Annotated in this window: 22 protein-coding genes; 12 read left to right on the plus strand and 10 right to left on the minus strand. The window is 30.1% G+C overall.

Annotated features, from left to right (window positions below):
* Genes ACMCMH_RS03840 through wecB form a run of 3 tightly spaced genes read right to left on the minus strand, consistent with a single transcriptional unit; the run spans nucleotide 1 to nucleotide 6,919 of the window.
* Entirely contained in the window at nucleotides 1–4,545 is a 4,545-nt protein-coding gene (locus ACMCMH_RS03840; RefSeq protein ID WP_412727271.1) for an FkbM family methyltransferase, read from the minus strand.
* A 45-nt stretch (nucleotides 4,546–4,590) separates the two neighbouring features.
* Nucleotides 4,591–5,787 (minus strand): UDP-N-acetyl-D-mannosamine dehydrogenase, encoded by a 1,197-nt coding sequence (gene wecC / locus ACMCMH_RS03845; RefSeq protein ID WP_412727273.1) that lies wholly within the window; start codon nucleotides 5,785–5,787, stop codon nucleotides 4,591–4,593.
* A gap of 1 nt (nucleotide 5,788) precedes the next feature.
* Nucleotides 5,789–6,919, minus strand: a complete 1,131-nt coding sequence (gene wecB / locus ACMCMH_RS03850) for a non-hydrolyzing UDP-N-acetylglucosamine 2-epimerase (protein WP_412727275.1) — start codon at nucleotides 6,917–6,919, stop codon at nucleotides 5,789–5,791.
* 213 nt (nucleotides 6,920–7,132) lie between these two features.
* On the opposite strand from wecB, the gene ACMCMH_RS03855 reads away from it, so the two are divergent.
* The 3 genes from ACMCMH_RS03855 to ACMCMH_RS03865 all read left to right on the plus strand — a co-directional run bounded on the left by ACMCMH_RS03855 (nucleotide 7,133) and on the right by ACMCMH_RS03865 (nucleotide 8,384).
* Nucleotides 7,133–7,633 (plus strand): hypothetical protein, encoded by a 501-nt coding sequence (locus ACMCMH_RS03855; RefSeq protein WP_412727277.1) that lies wholly within the window; start codon nucleotides 7,133–7,135, stop codon nucleotides 7,631–7,633.
* A 113-nt stretch (nucleotides 7,634–7,746) separates the two neighbouring features.
* Nucleotides 7,747–7,989 carry a hypothetical protein gene (locus ACMCMH_RS03860; RefSeq protein WP_412727279.1) on the plus strand — a complete coding sequence of 81 codons (243 nt, stop codon included), beginning with the start codon at nucleotides 7,747–7,749 and terminating at the stop codon, nucleotides 7,987–7,989.
* On the plus strand, nucleotides 7,989–8,384 hold the full coding sequence (locus ACMCMH_RS03865) for a PIN domain-containing protein (RefSeq protein WP_412727281.1): 396 nt from the start codon (nucleotides 7,989–7,991) through the stop codon (nucleotides 8,382–8,384). Before ACMCMH_RS03860 ends, ACMCMH_RS03865 begins: the two co-directional genes overlap by 1 nt.
* Nucleotides 8,385–8,392: 8 nt before the next feature.
* Here ACMCMH_RS03865 and ACMCMH_RS03870 read toward each other — a convergent pair whose 3' ends face one another.
* Together ACMCMH_RS03870 and ACMCMH_RS03875 are read right to left on the minus strand one after the other, a co-directional pair.
* Nucleotides 8,393–10,651, minus strand: coding sequence for a glutamine--tRNA ligase/YqeY domain fusion protein (locus ACMCMH_RS03870; RefSeq protein ID WP_412727283.1), 2,259 nt, complete (start codon nucleotides 10,649–10,651; stop codon nucleotides 8,393–8,395).
* An 85-nt stretch (nucleotides 10,652–10,736) separates the two neighbouring features.
* The gene (locus ACMCMH_RS03875; protein ID WP_412727285.1) at nucleotides 10,737–11,381 is read right to left on the minus strand and encodes a TIGR00730 family Rossman fold protein; all 645 of its coding nucleotides are present in this window, start codon (nucleotides 11,379–11,381) and stop codon (nucleotides 10,737–10,739) included.
* Nucleotides 11,382–11,608: 227 nt separating this feature from the next.
* On the opposite strand from ACMCMH_RS03875, the gene ACMCMH_RS03880 reads away from it, so the two are divergent.
* Both ACMCMH_RS03880 and ACMCMH_RS03885 read left to right on the plus strand, forming a co-directional pair.
* Nucleotides 11,609–11,905 carry a hypothetical protein gene (locus ACMCMH_RS03880; protein WP_412727287.1) on the plus strand — a complete coding sequence of 99 codons (297 nt, stop codon included), beginning with the start codon at nucleotides 11,609–11,611 and terminating at the stop codon, nucleotides 11,903–11,905.
* Between the two features lie 73 nt (nucleotides 11,906–11,978).
* A complete protein-coding gene (locus ACMCMH_RS03885) occupies nucleotides 11,979–12,779 on the plus strand; it encodes a ribonuclease H family protein (protein WP_412727289.1) in 801 nt (266 codons plus the stop codon).
* Between the two features lie 9 nt (nucleotides 12,780–12,788).
* On the opposite strand, the gene ACMCMH_RS03890 is transcribed toward ACMCMH_RS03885, so the two are convergent.
* From ACMCMH_RS03890 to ACMCMH_RS03905, 4 genes are all read right to left on the minus strand, one after another.
* On the minus strand, nucleotides 12,789–13,106 hold the full coding sequence (locus tag ACMCMH_RS03890) for a type II toxin-antitoxin system RelE/ParE family toxin (protein WP_412727291.1): 318 nt from the start codon (nucleotides 13,104–13,106) through the stop codon (nucleotides 12,789–12,791).
* Complete coding sequence (locus ACMCMH_RS03895; protein WP_412727293.1) at nucleotides 13,099–13,386, minus strand: type II toxin-antitoxin system Phd/YefM family antitoxin; 288 nt, start codon at nucleotides 13,384–13,386, stop codon at nucleotides 13,099–13,101. Before ACMCMH_RS03895 ends, ACMCMH_RS03890 begins: the two co-directional genes overlap by 8 nt.
* 87 nt (nucleotides 13,387–13,473) lie before the next feature.
* Entirely contained in the window at nucleotides 13,474–14,232 is a 759-nt protein-coding gene (locus ACMCMH_RS03900; RefSeq protein ID WP_412727295.1) for an SdiA-regulated domain-containing protein, read from the minus strand.
* Between the two features lie 83 nt (nucleotides 14,233–14,315).
* Nucleotides 14,316–15,419, minus strand: a complete 1,104-nt coding sequence (locus tag ACMCMH_RS03905; RefSeq protein ID WP_412727297.1) for a YeeE/YedE family protein — start codon at nucleotides 15,417–15,419, stop codon at nucleotides 14,316–14,318.
* Between the two features lie 167 nt (nucleotides 15,420–15,586).
* Here ACMCMH_RS03905 and ACMCMH_RS03910 point away from each other — a divergent pair, with 167 nt between their 5' ends.
* The 5 genes from ACMCMH_RS03910 (at nucleotide 15,587) to cysN (ending at nucleotide 19,586) form a co-directional block, all read left to right on the plus strand.
* Entirely contained in the window at nucleotides 15,587–16,132 is a 546-nt protein-coding gene (locus tag ACMCMH_RS03910) for a bifunctional precorrin-2 dehydrogenase/sirohydrochlorin ferrochelatase (RefSeq protein WP_412727299.1), read from the plus strand.
* Between the two features lie 113 nt (nucleotides 16,133–16,245).
* The gene (locus ACMCMH_RS03915) at nucleotides 16,246–16,470 is read left to right on the plus strand and encodes a DUF2061 domain-containing protein (RefSeq protein WP_412727301.1); all 225 of its coding nucleotides are present in this window, start codon (nucleotides 16,246–16,248) and stop codon (nucleotides 16,468–16,470) included.
* A gap of 8 nt (nucleotides 16,471–16,478) precedes the next feature.
* Nucleotides 16,479–17,180: a phosphoadenylyl-sulfate reductase gene (locus tag ACMCMH_RS03920; protein WP_412727303.1), complete on the plus strand. Its 702-nt coding sequence runs from the start codon at nucleotides 16,479–16,481 to the stop codon at nucleotides 17,178–17,180.
* Nucleotides 17,181–17,206: 26 nt separating this feature from the next.
* The gene (gene cysD / locus ACMCMH_RS03925; RefSeq protein ID WP_412727305.1) at nucleotides 17,207–18,121 is read left to right on the plus strand and encodes a sulfate adenylyltransferase subunit CysD; all 915 of its coding nucleotides are present in this window, start codon (nucleotides 17,207–17,209) and stop codon (nucleotides 18,119–18,121) included.
* Between the two features lies 1 nt (nucleotide 18,122).
* On the plus strand, nucleotides 18,123–19,586 hold the full coding sequence (gene cysN, locus ACMCMH_RS03930) for a sulfate adenylyltransferase subunit CysN (protein WP_412727307.1): 1,464 nt from the start codon (nucleotides 18,123–18,125) through the stop codon (nucleotides 19,584–19,586).
* Between the two features lie 54 nt (nucleotides 19,587–19,640).
* Here the strand turns inward: cysN and ACMCMH_RS03935 are convergent, their stop codons facing one another.
* The gene (locus ACMCMH_RS03935) at nucleotides 19,641–20,369 is read right to left on the minus strand and encodes an amino acid ABC transporter ATP-binding protein (protein ID WP_412727998.1); all 729 of its coding nucleotides are present in this window, start codon (nucleotides 20,367–20,369) and stop codon (nucleotides 19,641–19,643) included.
* Between the two features lie 268 nt (nucleotides 20,370–20,637).
* Here ACMCMH_RS03935 and ACMCMH_RS03940 point away from each other — a divergent pair, with 268 nt between their 5' ends.
* Entirely contained in the window at nucleotides 20,638–21,051 is a 414-nt protein-coding gene (locus tag ACMCMH_RS03940) for an RrF2 family transcriptional regulator (protein ID WP_412727309.1), read from the plus strand.
* A 13-nt stretch (nucleotides 21,052–21,064) separates the two neighbouring features.
* The gene (gene cysK, locus ACMCMH_RS03945) at nucleotides 21,065–21,985 is read left to right on the plus strand and encodes a cysteine synthase A (RefSeq protein WP_412727311.1); all 921 of its coding nucleotides are present in this window, start codon (nucleotides 21,065–21,067) and stop codon (nucleotides 21,983–21,985) included.
* Nucleotide 21,986: the final 1 nt, after the last annotated feature.

A 21,986-nucleotide genomic window follows, 5' to 3' on the forward strand; every position in this document is an offset into this window, starting at 1 on the left:
TTATTTAATAATCTCTATTTCTTTCTCAATAGTCTGTTCAAATCCACACTGCTGTCTAACTCTTTGACTTGCTCCTGCTGAAAGTTCTAAATATCTTTCTGGATTTTTATATAAGTATTCTATTGCATCAGCTAAGGCTTTGGGATTTTCAGGTTCTACAACTCGACCAGAATTATTATCAATAAATTCTGGTATTGCAGAATTATTAGTAGTAACTACTACTAACCCTGATGACATAGCCTCATCCCTAGATACTCCTTGAGAATCCCATCTAGTTGGATTTAAAAAGACTCCATATTTCTCTTGTAGTTTAGCAATTTCTGCATGCTGAGCAAATCTTTTTTCAAGCTTTACATTAGTAAATTTCTTTAAAGCTTCTGTTTTTTTATCAAATAAATCTCCATCACCTATAATCAAAAATTCTAATTGATTAAAGAAATCTTTTTTAGATAATTCTACTATTGCTTTAACACTTAAATCATTTGCATATTTTCTACTAGCAAATGACCGAATAGAAAGAATCTTTGTTCTATCTTCTACTTTTTTTTCAAAATATTTAAAGATATTAGAATCTACATAGTTATGAATAATATTTGTATGTCCAATGGGCAGTTTCATTTTTAAGTCTTCTTCTATTTCTTGTGTAAAAGTTTTTGAAACGAAAACTAACTGAAAATTCTTAGGTGGGTTGGTTAATATTTTATGCCAAAATTTAACTCTATGTGCACTCAATCTTTTCTGTCTTTGTATTTCATCTTGTGTCATTCGTTCAAATTCATACGATCTTCTTTGCCAAACTTGTATCTCAGCACCATGTACCCATACTGTTACTTTGACTTTATCTATAAACTTTTCCAAAACTTTCCACATATTTTCATCTATGAGATGGACCAACACATGATCATACTGTCCTGTTTGTAGAGTTTGTTCGAGTAGCTCATTGTCTCCAGTAACTACATCAATATCTTCAAATTCGCGGTAAGGTTTTTGGGCTTGATTATTTATCCTAAATACATCAACCATCATATTTTTTTGTTTATATGCTCGTATTCTACTATGTAGAAATCCATATTTATAAATATCATCATAAGATGGATACTGTTTTGTTAAAACTAATTTTTTTGATTTACCTATCACTGCAAAAGGTACTTCTCCATGAGTACCTAAAATAAGGTTAGAGATGTTAAGTGTTCCATCTCCTACTAGTTTTAGTCCAAACCTGATATATACACACTCACTTGGAATTGCTAAGGAGTGAGTTTCTCCAGATGGATTCATGCTATGAGATATTTTTTGACCATCTTTATCTTGAAATTCAAAAACAGTTTTTACATCTTGAAGTGTTGATTTAGATACTAGTGTAAATTGACTATTTAAAACCAAATTTAACTCTTCTCGCTTAAACTGTTTATCTGCATAAATGTAAGTATGTTTTCCATTTCCAAGTTTAGTATCTATTTTCATTTTATTATTATCTAAACTTATTTTTACTTTTGAGGAAGCAGGAGTTGGAAAAAGGTTAAATAACTTTTCAGCAGTTACCTTTGGTAATGATGTTTCATCTTTTTCTTTTGCAGCTTTTGCAGGAAGTGTATCTGCTATTTTTGATAATTTTTGTTCAAAAGATATCCCTTGATCTATAAGATTTAAATCATCAATATACTTTTCTAAATCATTCTTTTTAGCTCTATAACCATTTGAACAGTAATTAAACTCATCAATAGCAAGCATATTTTCAAAAGATATCTCATTGTTATTTTTGATGATATTTTTTAATAGTTTTTTATCAAGTTTATCTTTTTTGACTAATGAAGATTGTATTTGAAGTTTTTCGACTTTTTTGTATTGTGTATTATTATTTTTTAACTTTATTTTTGTATCAAACTCATAGTAAGCACTTTTACCAAATGCATCTGCATCACTATATCTTGTAGACAAGTTCATATCTGTTAAATAATTTTCGCCATAATAATCGTTACTTTCCAATTTTCCAAAAAAGGTCGCATCATTATTACTTAATATTATTTTTACAAAATCTTTTTCATTTTTAAAAATTTTGATATTATTTTCACAAACAAGTTTTTCTTGAAAATTTATAAGTATGTATAACTCTTTATGTTGATAGTTTTGTTTTGTAAATGAATCTATTATATTTAAAGCTTCAGCTTTTGAATTAGCTATAGAGATTAATAATATTTGCTGTTCTTCATTTTCAAATGAAGTATCAAACACTTTAGATGTGATGAAATTTAATCTTTGAGCATAAGTATGCTCTAACATCACTTTTCTCAATCCCATTAGTCTTAGTTTTTTATAAGATAACTCGTCTTTACAAAAAACTTCTAATCTATCTGATAATTCTTTCTCATTATCTGAAGATATAACTAAATCTCCAAAAAGCAATCTCACCCCTCGTGAAAAATTACTCACTACAACAGTATTTGAAGCTAACAGTTCAAATACTCTTCTTGCAAACATAGATTGAGATTGTTTTATAGTATTCATATTGATACCAAAAAGATAACCTTTATACGCTTTATCTATCTCTTCAAATGGAAGTTTACCCAATATCATAGGTTTATACTCATCTGGGAAAGTATAGTGAGGATGAGGGTTATCAAAATTTCTATCATAGATATCAACTGGTCTGAACTTTTTAACTGCACCAATTAAAGAAGAAAAATCTTTTTGTCGTTGAGGATATCGTAAATAATACGAACCTGCAAAATTAAAAGCATCTTTTCTTTCAAATAATTCTATTGGATTATGTACAGCAGGTTGTGCAGCAAAAGGTAAAAACTGTACATTGTTATGTCCTACTTTCTCCTTATACATTGGTACACAATCTATATCTGTAGTAAAAACATAGTCAACCATTTTTGCAACAGGTATAAAAGTATCAAAATGTACAGGATCTTCTTTGTTCCAGAACATTGTTTGAATATTGTTTTCATCACACCATTGAATCATTTCAACTAACTCAACTGCACAATTACTAACTTTTGTAGCCCATAAGTCATCTTTACCTTTCCAAGCCGACTCTATAAAAACAAGATCAGGTTTAAAAGATTTTAATTCATTTTTCCAATCATTAGGAGTAATTTGCAAAAGATTACATTCATACTTGAAAGAGTTGTATGTAAATTCATCCATAATAGATGCCATTTTTAATTCTGAATTACTTTTATCAAATGGTATTTTTTCTTTGTGAATAAGTTTTTTATTTGTTTTTGATAAAGATTTCAAGGTCTCTTTTTTTGTACTTTTATTCTTCCATATTTCATATATTCTTTTAGGAGCAGTTAAAAAAACTTTTGGATTCTTTATTTCATGTATCAGTAGATGTCCTAGCTGATAAGATGCAGATTTTTTATTGTCTTCAAAACCTTTTTTGACTTGTTTATTTACTAATTTTAGTTTTTGTACTTGAGTATAATACCTTTTAAACTGATTTTGACTTTCAGTAAGTTTTCGCACAAGTTCTTTTTTTTCATCTTCTAATCTGTTATTTCTCTCTTTCATCCCTATGAAATTTGTTTCCATCTTTTCAAATTTTTTACGAATCTCATCTTTTTCTATCTCTAATTTTTTATTTTCTTCTTCTTTTTCATTAAGTGTTTTGGTAATTTTTTCTTTTTCTATCTCTAATTTTTTATTTTCATTTTGAGCACTAATAAGATCACTATTATGTTTAAGTTCTTTTTTAGTCCATTCGTTTTTTTCCTCTTCTAACAATGTTAGATTTTTTGATAATACTTTTAGTACTTCAGACAAATCATTTGTGATTCTTTTACTATAGTTGAGTTGTTGAGTCATTCTATATGTTTCTGATATATTCTTATAGCTAGTATTCGCCATAATATCTTTTTCACTTAATGATTCTTTAGGAATGAAAAGATGAGTAGGTGTTGCATTAAAAGTCTCCCAGTACACATAGCTTAATTCATCTAATATAAAATTTAATTTTTTATATTCATTAATATTAATTGCTTCTATATATAATAGTGGTCGATCTTTTTTGATTAATTCTTTTGCACCTTTAAGTACATTAATCTCCATTCCCTCTACATCTATTTTTATAACAGAAATTTTTTTTGGAAATCTAATATCACTTAATGGCTTTAATTCAATATTGCCTTCACCTATTAATAAAGATTGTCCACCTAAGTTTTTTTTATCAATATTCGTAATTTTTGCTTTACTTATCGTATCTGATATTCCAAAGTTATATGCTTTTATTTTATCATCAAAACCATTTATTTTGATGCTATTATCAAAAATATCAAAAACTTCACTATTTGCCTCAAATGAGTACACATCATAACCATTAGCGGCTAAAAATAAACTATGATTTCCTATATTGGCACCCACATCTATTATAATATCTTTTTTAACTCTACTTATTATATCTTTAAGCATTTCATATTCATAAGGGACTTTCTCTTCATAAATTTTTTTTTGTATATAATCAATTTCTCGTCCAGGAAGATATATGCTATAAGTTACATTATCAACTTCTATTAATATAGTGTTTTGTTTTTTCATTATTGACCTTTGATTATTGGTTTCTTATTCAGCTAAAAAGTATTTTTAATTCAAAATCCCACAAAAGTCAAGCTCAGTTTCTATCTCTAACCCTTTAAATTCATTATGACCAACCAAAAATGTAACTACATCAGCTTCTTCTAAAGCTTTTTTATACTCTACTATTTCAAACTCATCATGTGACTCAATGTTTGGTTCTACTGCAAGTACATCAAAACCTTGTACCATCAATGATTTTGTGATATACACAGCTGGTGATTCTCTTAAGTCATCTATATCTGGCTTGAAAGCTAGACCCATACAAGCTATTTTTGCTTTTCTTCCATTTTCTTTTTCAAAAGTTAAAGCTGTATTTTTAATCTTTTCTATTGCCCACTCTGTTTTGTAAGTATTTACTTCTCTTGCTGTTTTTATCATCCGAGCATCATCGCCACCTGCATGAACGATGAACCATGGATCTACAGCTATACAGTGTCCACCTACTCCAGCACCAGGATTGAGTACATTTACTCTTGGGTGTCTATTAGTTAGAGATATGAGTTCCCATACATCTATGCCAAACTTATCACATAAAATAGATAACTCATTTGCAAATGCTATGTTTGTATCTCTAAAAGAGTTTTCAGTAAGTTTTGCCATCTCAGCTGTTCTAGCATCCGTACTAAGTACTTCTCCCTCTACAAAAGTTTTGTAAAACTCTACTGTTTTAGCTGTAGCTTTTGGTGTAGTTCCACCCACTATTCGGTCGTTTTCTACAAGCTCTCTCATGATATGACCGGGAAGTACTCTTTCTGGACAATGAGCTATAAAAAGTTTTGAAGTATCTACATTCTCATTTTGAAGAGTTTCTTCTACTAAATCCGTAGTCCCTACAGGTGATGTCGACTCAAGTATCACTATATCATCTTGTTTTACAAAAGGTGCTATTGCTTTTGTAGCACTTACTATGTAGTCAACATTAGGAACATATCCTTCATGAAAAGGTGTAGGAACAGCTATGATAAATACCTCTGCCGTAGCAGGAGTCAAACTAGCTTTTAGTTTTCCACTATTCACAGCACTGTGTACAAATGTATCAAGCTCTGGTTCTACAATATGTATCTGACCTTTGTTTATAGTATCTACAGTACTTTGAACTACATCTACTCCATGAACATCATAACCTCTGTTGGCTAATAATGCTGCTGTTGGTAAGCCAATATACCCTAGTCCTATTACACATATTTTTTTATTTTGATTCATATTATTTACTTTCCCTAATAAATTTTACTATTCTTTCACAGGCCTTACCATCTCCATAGGGATTGTGAGCTTTGGACATTTTTTCATACTCATATTTATCATCTAAAAGTTTTTGCGCTTCTTCTATGATCATTTTTGTATCTGTCCCTACAAGTTTTACGGTGCTTGCTTCTACAGCTTCTGGTCTCTCTGTTGTATCTCTCATCACAAGTACAGGTTTAGCTAAACTTGGTGCTTCTTCTTGTACTCCACCACTATCAGTGATGATAAAATATGATTTATTCATCATATATATGAAGCTTTCGTATTGTAAAGGTTCTATTAAGTATATATTTGAGATGTTTGAAAGTATCTCTTTGACTGGTTGTTGTACATTTGGATTTAAGTGTACTGGATAAACGATGTCTACATCTGGATTATTTATAGCAATTGCTTTTAATGCTTCACAAATATTGATAAATCCTTGCCCATGATTTTCTCTTCTATGCCCTGTAACCAAAATGATTTTTTTACTTTCATCTATTTTATACTGTGCATTAATATCATCTAAAATATTATTTTTTAGCTCTTCATTATTTTCTATTTTTTCTAAAGCTAAAAAAAGTGCATCTATGACTGTATTTCCTGTAACTATAATACTATTTTGTTTTTTGTTTTCTTGAAGTAAATTATCTTGACTTGTTTTTGTTGGAGCAAAGTGATAGTTTGCTAACACACCTGTTATTTGTCTATTGGCTTCTTCTGGCCATGGACTATAAATATCACCTGTTCGAAGCCCTGCTTCTACATGCCCTACTTTTATTTTTTCATAAAAGGCAGCAAGTGATGATGCTGAAGTTGTAGTTGTATCACCATGTACTAAAACTACATCAGGCTTATACTCATTTAAAACATCTCTAAGTCCTAACAGTACTCTAGTAGTGATATCATACAAATCTTGACCTTGTTTCATAAGGTTCAGATCATAATCAGGTGTAATATCAAACATAGCAAGAACTTGATCTAGCATCTCTCTGTGTTGTGCTGTTACACATACTTTTGAATCAATATTTTCATCTTTTTCAAACGCTTTTACCAATGGTGCCATTTTTATAGCTTCTGGTCTTGTTCCAAATACTAATAATACTTTCATAAAACTCCGATTTATCCTAACAATTCAGTAACATCTACAACCATCAAAAACAATGATAATACACCCACTAAAAACAGCATAGCAACTATAAGTACTTCATTTTTCTTTGTCATTAATAATTCCTTAAATTTCTTAATTATATTATTAATAGAATTAGTACTCCCTTAATAATCTAATCATATAGATTAATATTCCCTTTTAAGGAGAACAGTTATGGAGATATATGAACGGATAAACAAGCTTATAAAAGCCAAAAAAATAACCAAAAGAAGATTTTCTGAAATATTAAGAGATTTAGAACCAAAACTAAAAAGTACAGGAGAAACTCCTACGGAAAAAACTATCTACAAATACCTAAGTGGAGATATAAGCATTCCTATAGAACTCATAAGTTACATAGCAGAAGCTTTAAATATAAGCGAACAAGAACTCTTCGATACAAACCTAAACACAAAACTAAAACTCTACAAATATATAGTAAATAGTGTGGATACAGAACAACTCTCATACTTACAAAACATCTCATCAAATGCATCGGTAGTCAATAGTACAAAAGCCCTTTATGGTAAAAAACAACCAAGAGAAGAAAATATTTATGATAAAGAAGAGATTGAAAAACTTTTTTCACTCATAGAATATGCCCCTAAAGAGCTAATAGAGAAAATAACAAAAAGACTTGAAGAGATAAAAAGAATCACTTTAGAGAGTATATAGAAAAGATCTATTATTTTTAAAATCACATATTTTTCTATCTTTTATTCTTACTAGATTTTGCTATAATATTCACTTTTAGCTATAATAATTAAAATAAATATAAAAGGATAAATATGCACACTTTAACTTTAAATATTAAAAATAGTGCTTATGATAAAATTGCATATTTTTTACAAAATGTGTCAAATGATGTTGAAATTGTAAATCATAATATAGAACAAGATGTTAATTTATCTATGAAAAAAAATGTTAATTTAAGAGGTGTTTTTAATTCTTATGCTAATATTGAAAAGTATAAGAAAGAAAACGATGCTTTAAAAAACCATATAGTAGAACAATACAAAAAAGACAATTAATGATTAGGCTTGATACAAATTATATTGTTAGGTATTTAACCAATGATAATGAAGAGATGGCTCAAATTGCAGAAGATATAATATTAAATGAAAATGTTTATATTTCAAATGAAGTATTAGCAGAAGTTGTTTATGTTCTTGTAGGAGTTTATGAAGTTCCTAAAAAAGATGTTTCTGATATGCTTACACAATTAATATCATTTGAAAATATTCAAGTCGAAAATAAAAATATTGTAAACAAAACATTAGAAATATTTCAAATTAAAAATCTAGATTTTGTTGATTGTTTACTATGCTCATATTCTCAAAATGATGTCATTAAAACTTTTGACAAAAAATTACTTAAATGTATCAACTCACATAAAGTTATTGGGACAGTAAAGCCATCCCAATAACATAACAACTACTGTAACTGTAAAGCTACTAGTTTATTTACTACTTGTGGATTTGCTTTTCCACCTGTGGCTTTTAGTGTTTGCCCTACAAAGAAACCTAAAAGCTTATTGTTTCCAGCTTTAAATTTTTCTACATTGTCTGGATTTTTAACGATGATTTCATCTATGATTGGTAAAATAACAGCAGGATCAGATATCTGAACTAAACCTTTATCTTCAACTATTTTACTTGGATTATCTCCTGATTTTACCATCTCTTCAAATACTTGTTTTGCTATTTTACTTGATATAGTTTTATTATCAAGCATTTTTACAAGCTGTGCTATTTGTATTGCTGTAAATTTTAACTCATTTATCTCTTTTTCTTTTAACTCTTTTGCAACATCATTTGCAACAATATTTGCTAGTGCAACGGGGCTATTGAGTTCAGTTAACGCTTCTTCATAAAACGATGATAGTTTTTCATCTCGAGCCAAAATATTAGATAGTTCATTATTTAGTTTCAACTCTTTTGTGTACTTGTCAAATAAAGCTTGTTGAGTATCATTCATAGCTTCAACAACACCCGCTACTTGTACTTTGTTCGCTTGTTTTTTAGACTCAACTCTTTCTTTTGGTTTATTATTAGCTTTTTTACCCCAAGAGTCTTTTAATCCTACTATTTTATTAAATACTGGTTTTTCAGTTGTGTAATCAATAGGATCAGCGTAGAAATAACCTTGTCTCTCAAACTGGAATCTTTCATCTATTTTCTCACTTACAATAGCAGGTTCTATTAAAGCATTTTTGATAACAGTTAATGAGTTAGAATTTAAATCTTCCATTCCTTCAGGTGCTTCGCTTGCATATAATCTATCATATACTCTTACTTCAGCTTTGATAGCTTGTGCTGCACTTACCCACTGGATTGCACTTTTTACTTTGATACCACTAGTATCAGACCCACTTTTAGAATCTGCATTGTACTCTACTTTTAGCTCTACTACTTTTCCATTTTCATCTTTGATAACTTCTTTACAAGTGATGATATATCCATGTCTTAGTCTTACAGGTTGTGAAGGAGTGAGTCTAAAGTATCCTTTTGGAGGATTTTCACAAAAGTCATCTCTTTCTATATATAGTTCATTTGAGAAAGGAAGATCTCTAGAACCCTCTTTAGGAACATCATGTGGATAATATGGAGCATCGATTACTTCACTACCTTCATAGTTCACGATTGTTACCTTTAAAGGGTCAAGTACCGCTAAAACTCTAGGAACTTTTCTGTTTAAATCATCTCTGATACAAAACTCTAGTTGTGCTACATCTACCATAGAGTTTGCTTTTGCAACACCTATTTGGTCACAAAAGTTTAAAATAGATTCTTTTGTATACCCTCTTCTTTTATATCCAGCAATTGTAGGCATTCGAGGATCATCCCAACCACTTACAACACCCTCTTCCACTAACTCTAAAAGTTTTCTCTTACTCATAACTGTATAGTTAATACCTAATCTTGCAAATTCATGTTGGTATGGTCTAGGTAGTTCTAAACCTAAAGTATCTAATACCCAGTTGTAAATATCTCTATTGTTTTCAAACTCTAGTGTACAAATTGAGTGAGAAACTCCCTCAATATAATCAGATAAACAATGAGCAAAATCATACATAGGATAAATACACCATTCATCACCAGTTCTAAAGTGATGTGCATGTCTGATTCTGTAAAGTAATGGATCTCTCATTTTCATATTAGCTGCACCCATATCAATCTTAGCTCTTAATACATGCTCTCCATCTTTGAATTCGCCATTTTTCATTTTTTCAAAAAGTGCTAGGTTTTCTTCTATAGAACGAGAAGCATATTGACTTCGTTTACCCTCTTGAGTAACTGTACCTCTAAGCTCTCTCATCTCTTCTTCATCTACACTATCGACATAAGCTTTACCCATTTTGATAAGCTGTACTGCATACTCATGAATCTTAGAGAAATAATCAGAAGTAAAATATACATTTTCACCCCAATCGAAACCAAGCCATTGAACAGCGTCTTTTAAAGCCTCTACATATTTTGTATCTTCTTTAGTTGGATTTGTATCATCCATTCTTAGATTACAGTGCCCCTTATAATCACTTGCAATTCCAAAATTTATGCAAATAGACTTAGCATGTCCGATATGTGGAAAACCGTTTGGTTCTGGGGGAAATCTTGTGATAACCTCATTATATTTTCCTGATTTTAAGTCCTCTTCTACTATTGACCGTAAAAAATCTTTGCTTTCACTCATCTATTAAACCTTTTTTAGAAACTTTTATTTTGATTTTACAACTTATTTAAGGTGTGCATTTTATCAAATTTGTGCTTATAGCATCTTATATTTTATTATGTTTTGCGATGAATTCAACTGCTTCATTTATATCATCTGTGATAATATATAAACTCAAATCTTCTTTACTGATATATTCATGTTCAAGCATCACTTTAAAAAACTTTTCCAATGGTTTGTAAAACTCTTTGCCAAAAAGTACTATAGGAAAAGCACCCATTCTTTTTGTTTGCACCAAACATAAAGCTTCTGAGAGTTCATCTAAAGTTCCAAAACCTCCTGGCATAGCTATAAAAGCAACAGAGTGTTTGATAAATGTCACTTTTCTAGTAAAAAAATATTTGAAATTTAGTGAATGTTGAACAAACTTATTTACCTTTTGCTCTTCTGGAAGTTTTATATTTAGACCAACCGATATTTTTGCACCTTTATTTCCAGCTTCCATAATACCACCGCCACCTCCTGTTACAATAGCAAAGCCTTTTTTTGATAATTTTTGCGAAAGCTCTACAGTTTGTTTATAGTAATTATTTTTTCGTGGTGTTCTTGCACTTCCAAAAATCGACACAGCAGGTGGAAGTGATGCGAACTCTTCATGTGCGTCTGTAAAATCACTTATGATTCTAAATATTCTCCATATATCTTTCTCTTTGTTATGATTGTCTAAAAAACTTTTTTCTATATCTTTCATAAATGGCTCCTAGATTTTTGTAAGTTTAACTCTTTTTTCTTTAAAGCATCATCATAAAAATCATTGTATTTAAAGGACTCAAATATATTTTTAACAAAATTCAGAAACCTTTTAGCTTAAAAAATGGATATTTAGTTTATAATTTTATTACAGAATATGAGAAGAAAAGAACCTTGAATTCCTATTTTTAATTTTCTTATTCTAAATATTACTACGGAAAAAATACAATGAAAAAAGACTCTATAATATTTATGTTGAGATCACATGGTGTTACAGAAGAACATATAACTGCTTTTTCTTTAAAGCTAAGAGATAAAAGTTTTACAGTTGATGATTGTGATAAACTTTTAGTAAAACTAGGTTATGAAAAACTATTTACCATTGAAGATGAAACAGTACACAAAACTGATGATGAATTAGATGATAATCTTTACGAAGATGAGATAGATGATTTTGATGATTTTGATGATGATTCTTACTCAGACCATGAATTATTTCATAAAAAACCTACTTTTATTGACTAATAGCTAATTTTTACAATTAGCTATTTTTATATGTTTTTAGTATACTTCTACTTGTAAATGAAGGACAAAATATATGAATATAAATAAAGAATTTATCAAACTTATCGCACACAATAATACACTCAATAAAACACAATGTAAAATCTTGAATATCGATTTTCCCACACCTGAAAACTTTATAGAAGAGCTACTACAAAAAGAGATCTGTGAACATGATGTAAATAGATTGATACTTTTAAAAGGCATTGTTGCGGTAAAGTCACAAGAACAAATTGTCAAAAATTATATGCAGATACTAGAGTTTAAAAAAAACAAGATAAAAGAAACATCAATACAAACACCTGTAACAACCACACAAAACACAAATAATCAAGAAAATACAAATGTAAGTATATATTGTGATGGTGCTTGTTCAGGGAACCCTGGAAAATCAGGAAGTGGACTAGCTTTATATAAAAACAATGAAAAACCAGTTTTATACTACGGAAACTATGAGCCAAATGGCACGAATAATACAGCCGAACTCAAAGCACTTTATAAAGCACTTTTATTAGCATCTGAGATAAAAACTCATGAAAAAGTGATGATACTTTCAGATTCAAAGTATAGTATAGACTGTATCTCAACTTGGGCATACGGATGGAAAAGAAATGGCTGGACTAAAAAAGGTGGAGAGATAAAAAACTTAGACCTCATTAAAAATGCTCACAATCTTTATGAACAAATAAAAGATAAAATCACTATCAAACATGTCAAAGGACACGCAGGGATAGAAGGAAATGAACTAGCCGATCGAATGGCACTTCATGCTATAAAAGCTCAAAATGATGAGTTTGAGGTGTATGATTATGTGAGTGTGGATAGTGTTTTGTAAACTAAGTTTTTAAGAATGGTATTCTTTTAAAAGAGTTCTTAGTTCATTATCTGATAAATTCTCTTTTTGAGTTTTAGAAAAAATAGAAACCAAAACTATTTTTTCTTTTAATTGTTGATAAATAATAATTCTAAAACCTCCACTTTTACCTGTAGGTATTGAAGAATTTTTGACTTTTTTTTTATAAAGGTTATATCCCAATGAAACACCTACTTCATGCTTCGATTCTATTTCATTAACTGCTTGCTTTAAATCAAATTTTAATAGTTTGAATTTTTTTGATAAACCTTTTGCTTCTCGTAAAAAGTTGTTACTATATTCAATCATCCAATTGATCCCACAACTTATCTATCGCATGAGTATTTCCTTTTTTGATATCTTGTAAACCCGTGTCTACAGAGGTCAAAAACTCTTGTGATTCTACTTTTTTGAGAGCTTCATTCATAACTTCATATTCATCTTTTGAAACTAAAACTGCTTCTACTTTATTGTTTTTTAAAATAGCAAGCTTTTCTACTGTGTTATTTTTTATTTGAGATAGATACGAACCAAACTTTTTTGCAAAATCTGATGAGGGTATAAGTTCATTTGTTGAATATGACACCATTTAAAATCCTTAATATATACCGTAATATTTTACGGAAATTATATCATAAAAAAGTTTTTTTGTAAAATAAATTATCTAAAGGTATTTTTATATCCTTAGTTGTCTAGTCTTATACTGTAAAATAGCACCATTATCATCTGCTATATAAATATGCCCATCATTATCAAAACATATACCCTCTTGGGCTGATTTGTCTAGTTTTATTTTTTTGATAGTTTTATTCTTTTTGATATCGTATTTTATGAGTAAGTTTTTTTTGTCACTTGTCATATACAAGTATCCATCGTGAAAAGTCATTCCTGCTATGTCGATATAGCCATGGTTATAAACCTCTTTTATTTTTGTTTTTTTCTTTTTTAGTGAGCCTACTTTTAAGATCACGCTAGCATTCTCTTTGAGCTTTTTATCATAAGTTTTTTTTGATTGGTTTGATACATAGATATCTCCGTTTTCATCTATGGCTATCGCTTCTAGTCCTGTTTTTTTAGACTTTTTGAGTATCTCTACACCATCAAATTTTCTTTTGATTTTTACTTCACGCTCTAATTCTAAACTTGCTCGATTTAAGATAAGAATAGATTCTTTCCCCTCAACTGCAACTAAAAGCTTATCATTTTTTGTATCGTATGTGATACCTTCCAAGTCATACTTTCCTAAAAAAAACTTTCTTTTGATATCACCTTTTGGTGTGAGTTTATATATCCAGCCTTCATCGTTTACAACTATGAGCATATCTGTTTTTGCTATATATACGATACCTGAAGCTTCTGGAATTTTTGCTATTGTTTTAGCGTTTAGGTTTAGACTAGAAATTAGAAATAGTGTGAATAATATTTTTTGGATCATTGTGTGTACTTTCTATAATAAATTTAGTCAAATTATATCTAAATAATTTTATAGAAAGTAACTATTTTTATAAAAAAGTTATTTTAGATTTGAAAGTTTCTTTTCGCTTCTTCCTCTTTTTTATCATTCCATTCAAAGATGAAACACATAGGAAGTTGGTCTCTTTTTCCTAAATACTTAGCTGTAATAAAAGCAGAAATCATAATAGACAATATAGCCACAACTGAAGCAACAGCCAATGATGAAACACCACTTAACCCTTGTCCAACAGTACATCCAATAGCTAAAACTCCACCAACACCCATTAAAGCACCACCTATCATATTGTATTTTATTTTACTATGTTGTAAGTTTGCTGTACACCCAAAACTGTATTTTTTGTTAAATTTTGACATAATAAAAGCACCACTTAAAACTCCAAGGATAATGCTTACTCCAAATGACAATTCAGTCACTTGATAATAAGTAAAAAACTCTAAAGTTTGTGCTGTAGGATACACAAAACTCATACTAGCAACTGCAATCTCTTTTTCCATACTATCAGCACCAACAACACCTGTGATATACCAACCTATAGCTACTAAAAGTCCAACTACAACCCCATCTCTTAAAGATAAAATTCTTTTGAAACTTTTTGTTAAAATCCATAAAAAAATAGCAAGTGGTATTAGTACTACAAATATATTTAGTTGTTCATTTGAAAGGTATGCTGATACAGATAAAAGTGTTTCATTTTTTGTAAACAAACTTATATATTCACTCAAAAAACCTCTTGTTGTAGCATACGCAAAAATTCCTATGAAAATAAGAGTCACTAATGAATATGGATCACCTTGAGCGAACTTTACAAGATGTCTACTACTACACCCATCTGCTATCATCATCCCTATTCCAAATAACGCACCACCTATAATAATCGTAAAATAATTTATATCATCTTTAAAATAGTTTGATTGTGTTAGGTCTATCTCATTTATGTTTGCAACAAAATATGTAGAAACTATTGCTACAATTATTGCCATCACTACTGATGCGGCTCTTTTAGTAGAGTTTGTTAATATATAATCTTTAATTGATCCACTAAAACAAAATTGATTTTTTTGTGCTATCATTCCAAACAATGCACCTAATATAAATGCTGATAAATATACTATCTCGAATACTTCATAATTTTCTAAATCGAACATCTCTTTCCTTTTTATAATTTTGTGATTATATCAAATATTTTATTCTATGTCAACTAATTCACTTAATTTACTAGAGATTAAATTAACTTAATAAAAATATAAATTAAGTTTGAGTTAAACTTGGTTTATGTTATTCTTTCAAAACTATATTTAAAAAAGAGAAACAAATGAAAAAAAATGTAACTATCCCTATTCTTCTAAAGAATCCCAAAATATTACTTATTGGTGGAGGAAATATTGCTTTACAAAAAGCAAGTGTACTGCATCACAACAATATTGATTTTGCAATTATATCAGAAACTGTAAATAAAAAAATAACAAAAAAAACAAAAGATATAACTTTAAAAACTTTTAAACTCAAAGATATAAAAGATCATTATATTATTATAGATGCTACAGGTGTTCCATCCGTTGCAAAAAAACTTTTAAAGTACAAAAAAAAGCATAGTATATTACTCAACATTGTTGATGTACCAGAATATTGTGACTTCTATTTTATGGCACTTACAAAAAATAAACCACTTCAAATAGCAGTTTCAAGCAACGGGGCTTCACCCACAGCTGCACAATTTTTTAGAGATGAGTGTGAAAAACTCATCCCTAAAGATATCAGTAAATACCTAAGAAAAAAGCATAAACAAAGAGAAGCTGGAATCATCAAAATCAAGCAAACAAAAAAAGAATTAGAAAAGAGAAAGAGATCCTTACTCTAGTTCTCCACTAGAGTATACTTAATTAAATAGGTAGAGTTACTTGACATTAATCTCTCTTTCTGTTATAATTTCTTCAACAATTTGGCAAAAGGTCAAATTCAAAGGAAAATAAGATGAAAGAAAAAGCTTATCGGTCGTTAGTAAAAACTATCTCATGGAGAGTTTTAGGTACTATTGATACTATAGTTATATCTTATTTAATAACTGGTAGTTTAGCGATGGCAGCATCGATTGGATCTATTGAAGTTGTAACAAAAATGATTTTATACTATTTTCATGAAAGAGGATGGGATAAGTTAAACTTTGGAAGAACACAAGAACCAGATTATCAAATATAGGAAAAAATATGACAAATACAATAGAAGAATTAAACACAAAATTTAAAAGCTCAAACCCACAAGATGTACTAGAGTTTCTTTTAAATGACAAAACAAAAATCGTTGCACTCTCTTCTAGCTTCGGAGCAGAAGATCAAGTGTTAACTCACATGATGCTGATGCACGATAAAAATGCCAATATTTTTACACTAGATACTGGTCGGCTTCCATATGAGACTTATGATGTTATGGATTCAACAAATTTAAAATATGGTATAAAAGTAGATGTTTTTTTTCCACAAAATGAAAAAGTTGAAGAGTTATATAAAACACAAGGTATCAATGGATTTTATGAATCAATTGAAAAAAGAAAAAACTGTTGTTTTACAAGAAAAATAGAGCCTTTACAAAGAGCTCTAAAAGATGTAGATATTTGGGTGACTGGTTTGCGTGCATCACAAAGTGTGACACGAGAAGATATGCCGCTTTTTGAATATGATGAAACATTTAAAGTGATAAAAGTAAACCCACTTATACAGTACAGTGAAGAAGATGTATGGGAATATATCAAAGAAAATAATGTTCCTTTTAATAAGTTACATAAACAAGGTTATCCTAGTATCGGTTGTGCACCCTGTACACGGCCAGTGAAAGCTGGCGAAGATATTAGAAGTGGTAGATGGTGGTGGGAAAACCCAGAACATAAAGAGTGTGGGTTACACGCTAAATAAAAATTTAATTTTAAAGGGAGTACAAAATGGAAATAAGTAAAGAACGATTAACGCATTTAAAACAGTTGGAAGCTGAGTCTATGCACATCATGAGAGAAGTAATAGCAGAGTTTCAAAATCCAGCTATGCTTTACTCTGTTGGAAAAGATAGCTCAGTAATGTTACATATTTTACAAAAAGCATTTTATCCAGCACCACCACCACTTCCACTTGTGCATGTTGATACTAAATGGAAATTTAAAGAGATGATTGAGTTTAGAGATAGAAGAGCAAAAGAAGTAGGTATGGAACTACTTACATACTCAAACCCAAAAGGACTTGAGATGGATATATCTCCATTTACACATGGGTCTGCTGTACATACTGATATCATGAAAACTGAGGGTTTAAAAAATATGTTAAATATCCAAAAATTCGATGCTGTTTTTGGAGGAGCTAGAAGAGATGAAGAGAAATCTCGAGCAAAAGAGAGAATTTACTCTTTTAGAGATGAAAATCACAGATGGGATCCAAAAAACCAAAGACCAGAGTTATGGAATATTTATAATGGGCGTCACACAAAAGGCGAGTCTATTAGAGTTTTCCCTATTTCAAACTGGACTGAGCTTGATGTTTGGCAGTATATCTATTTAGAAGGGATTCCTATTCCTGATTTATATTTCTCAAAAGAGCGAGAAGTAGTAGAATATATGGGTACAAAAATCATGGTAGATGATGATAGAGTTCCTGAAGAGCTGCGAAAAACTGCAAAAAAAGAGAAAGTAAGATTTAGAACACTTGGTTGTTATCCATTAACAGGAGCAGTTGAAAGTGAAGCTGCAACACTTCCTGAGATTATTCAAGAGATGTTAGTTTGTACAACAAGTGAGAGACAAGGTAGATTAATAGATAGTGATGGCGACGCATCAATGGAAAAGAAAAAACAAGAGGGGTATTTTTAACATGGCACACCAATCAGATTTAATAGCAGAAAATATTGAACAATATTTAAAAGAACACGAAAATAAAGAGATTTTAAGATTCATCACTTGTGGGTCAGTTGATGATGGGAAATCTACTTTAATTGGAAGACTTCTTTATGATTCAAAAATGATTTTTGAAGACCAATTAGCAGCGATAGAAAAAGATAGCAAGAAATCTGGGACTACTGGTGATAAAATAGATTTAGCACTTTTAGTTGATGGATTAGCTAGTGAGCGTGAGCAAGGTATTACTATTGATGTTGCTTACAGATTTTTCTCAACAGAAAAAAGAAAGTTTATCATTGCAGATACTCCAGGTCACGAACAGTACACAAGAAATATGGCGACAGGTGCTAGTACAGCAGATGTAGCTATTATCTTAATCGATGCAAGACAAGGGATTTTAACACAAACTAAAAGACACTCATATATAGCAAGTCTATTAGGTATTAAAAACCTTATTGTTGCTATTAATAAAATGGATTTAGTAAACTTTAGCCAAGATACATTTGAAAGTATCAAAAAAGATTATCAAGAGATTATCCCTAATCTTCCACATAATGATGATATTAATTTTGAGTATATTCCAATTTCAGCGTTAGATGGAGATAATATTCTTACTAATTCACCAAAATGTTCATGGTATGAGGGACTTCCTTTAATGAAGTTACTTGATAGCATCGCTATACATGATGATGAAAATGATGATTTTAGATTACCAGTACAGTATGTTTCAAGACCGCACCTTAACTTTAGAGGTTTTTCTGGAACGATTGCAAGTGGTAGTATCAAAGTTGGTGATGAAATTACAGTTTTACCATCAAGAAAAACATCTATTGTAAAATCTATAGTTTCAAATGAGATTAAAGATTTACGACCTATAGGAAAAGATGAAACAGTAGAAACTATTGAAAAAGCATTTGCTCCTATGGCTACAACTCTTACACTTAAAGATGAGATTGATATTAGTCGTGGAGATATGATTGTAAAATCTACATCTATTCCACATGTATCAAATAAACTTGAAGTTATGGTTGTTTGGATGGATGAAAAGAAACTTGAACTAAATGATAACTATATCATCAAAAGAGCAACATCAGTTATCAATGGTTCATTTAAAAATATTGACTTTAAAAAAGATGTAAATAGTTTTGAAGAGATTCAAACAGATTCTTTAGAGTTAAACGATATCGCTAAATGTACATTATCTTTAGACAGACAAATTGCAGTTGATCCATATAATGAAAATAGACATACAGGAAGTTTTATCATCATCGATAGATATACAAACTCAACAGTTGGAGCTGGTATGATTTTATCTTCAGTTGTATCAGAAGCTGTAGATCAAGATGAGAAGTTACGAGAGTATACAAAAGCAGAAATCGAACTAAATGCGTATATTAGAAGTAATTTCCCAGAGTGGGAAGCAAAAGAGATATTTTAGGAATTGAAATAAAGTAAAAATCTATAAATGATTTTTACTCTATTTTCTAACATACTAATGAACTAAAATTTCATTTAAGAACTTTTTTGCTCTATCACTTTTCGGGTTATTAAAAAATTCACTTGGCGTATTTTCTTCTACTATTACACCATGATCCATAAATACAATTCTATCCCCAACCTCTTTTGCAAATCCCATCTCATGCGTTACACACACAATTGTAAAATTTTCTTGGGCGAGCTCTTTCATTACAGATAACACATCACCTATTGTTTCAGGATCTAGTGCGGAAGTGGGTTCATCAAATAACATCACTTTTGGTTTCATAGCTAGACTTCGTGCAATAGCTACTCTTTGTTTTTGTCCACCAGATAAATCAGAAGGATATGAATCCGCCTTATCACCTAATTTCACTTTTTCAAGTAAATCATGTGCAATTTCGTTTGCTTCTTTATTTGATCTTTTTTTTACAAGTTTTTGTGCCAATGTTATATTTTCTAAAATAGTCAAATGGGGAAAAAGATTAAAGTGTTGAAAAACCATACCCACTTCACTTCGTATCTCTTTTAAATTTTTTCGACTCTCATAAATGTCTATATTATCAACAAAAACATTTCCCTCATCAATCTCTTCAAGACCATTAATACAGCGTATCAGTGTTGATTTTCCAGAACCACTAGGTCCACAAATGACAACAATTTCACCTTTTTTTACACTAAAATTTATCCCTTTTAGTACATGGAAATCATCGTAATACTTATTTATATTTTTCATTGAGATTATCTCGTTATTCATCTTCTCTCTTTGTTTAAAGTCAAGCTTAAATTTTACTGAAATATATTTAAATACAAGTTAAATCATTCCTCTTGATTATAAATGCTCATATTTTCATATTTTAAACTAAGCTACTTTAGGGGTGTTTACATAAAGCCTTTAAACACTACTATTTTAAGACAAAAAAAGATATTCTCATCAAAATCTATCTGTTTACTTGACATAAATTCTAAAATTTGTTATTATTCTACTAGTTAAATAAAAAAGAGGTTTTAAAATGGCAATTGTATCTACAAAAGGTGTTTATGGTTTAACAGCCATGCTTATTTTAGCAAAAGAGAAAGAGAAAGATTTGTTGCAAATCAAAGAGATTGCTGCAAAAGGTGAGATTCCTCAAAATTACCTTGAACAGATACTTGTTACTTTAAAAAAAGGTGGACTTGTTGAAAGTATTAGAGGAGCAAATGGAGGGTACAGACTCATAAAAGATGTTAATAAAATAACAGTCTTTGAAGTTTTAAGTACACTTGAGTGTTGTTTAGCTAATACAGATAGCAAAACAAAAACTGATTTACTTCAACCATTTTGGGAAGATATACAAACGAAAATAGAAAAAATTTTCATGCTTACCATTAAAGAGCTGGAAGAATTTTTAGATAAAAAGTCTAATAATCTAGTATACTATATATAAAAAGGAATTAAATATGAATATTGCAAAAGACGCTACACAATTAGTTGGAAATACGCCATTAGTTAGAATAAACAAACTTTCAAATGACACAAACACAGAAGTGTTAGGAAAATGTGAATTTATGAATCCTACAAGTTCAGTAAAAGACAGAATTGCTCTTGCTATGATTGAAACAGCGATTAAAGAGGGAAAAATTACTAAAGATACTGTTGTAGTTGAACCAACAAGTGGGAATACAGGTATTGCATTAGCAATGGTTTGTGCAGCTAAAGGATTAGAACTTATTCTTACAATGCCTGAGTCTATGAGTTTAGAAAGAAGACAACTACTTTCTGCATTAGGTGCAACTTTAGACTTAACTCCAGCAGCTTTAGGGATGAAAGGTGCTATAGATAGAGCAGCAGAGATTGATAGTACAATGCAAAATAGTTTTATGCCTCAGCAGTTCAATAACCCAGCAAACCCAGAAGCACACAGACAAACAACATCTCAAGAGATTTTAAGAGATACAGATGGAAAAGTTGACATAATCATTGCTGCTGTTGGTACAGGTGGTTCACTAACAGGTATTTCAGAAGTACTAAAAGAACACAACCCAGATATTCAAGTTATTGCTGTTGAGCCTCAAAGTTCGCCAGTTCTATCAGGAGGAACTCCAGGACCACATAAGATTCAAGGGATCGGAGCAGGATTTGTACCTACAGTTCTTAATGAAAAGATTTTTGATGAAGTGATTCAAGTATCTGATGAAGATGCTTTTGCAACATCAAAAGCAATTGCAAAAACAGAAGGTCTTCTAGTAGGTATCTCTGCTGGTGCAAATTTATACGCAGCTACTCAAGTAGCATCAAGAGCCCAAAACAAAGGGAAAACAATAGTTACTATTCTTTGTGATACAGGGGAAAGATATTTAAGTACAACTCTTTATTCATAAG

It is taken from the genome of Arcobacter sp. 15-2, assembly GCF_047159865.1.
Taxonomy (GTDB): Bacteria; Campylobacterota; Campylobacteria; order Campylobacterales; family Arcobacteraceae; genus JAIOSF01.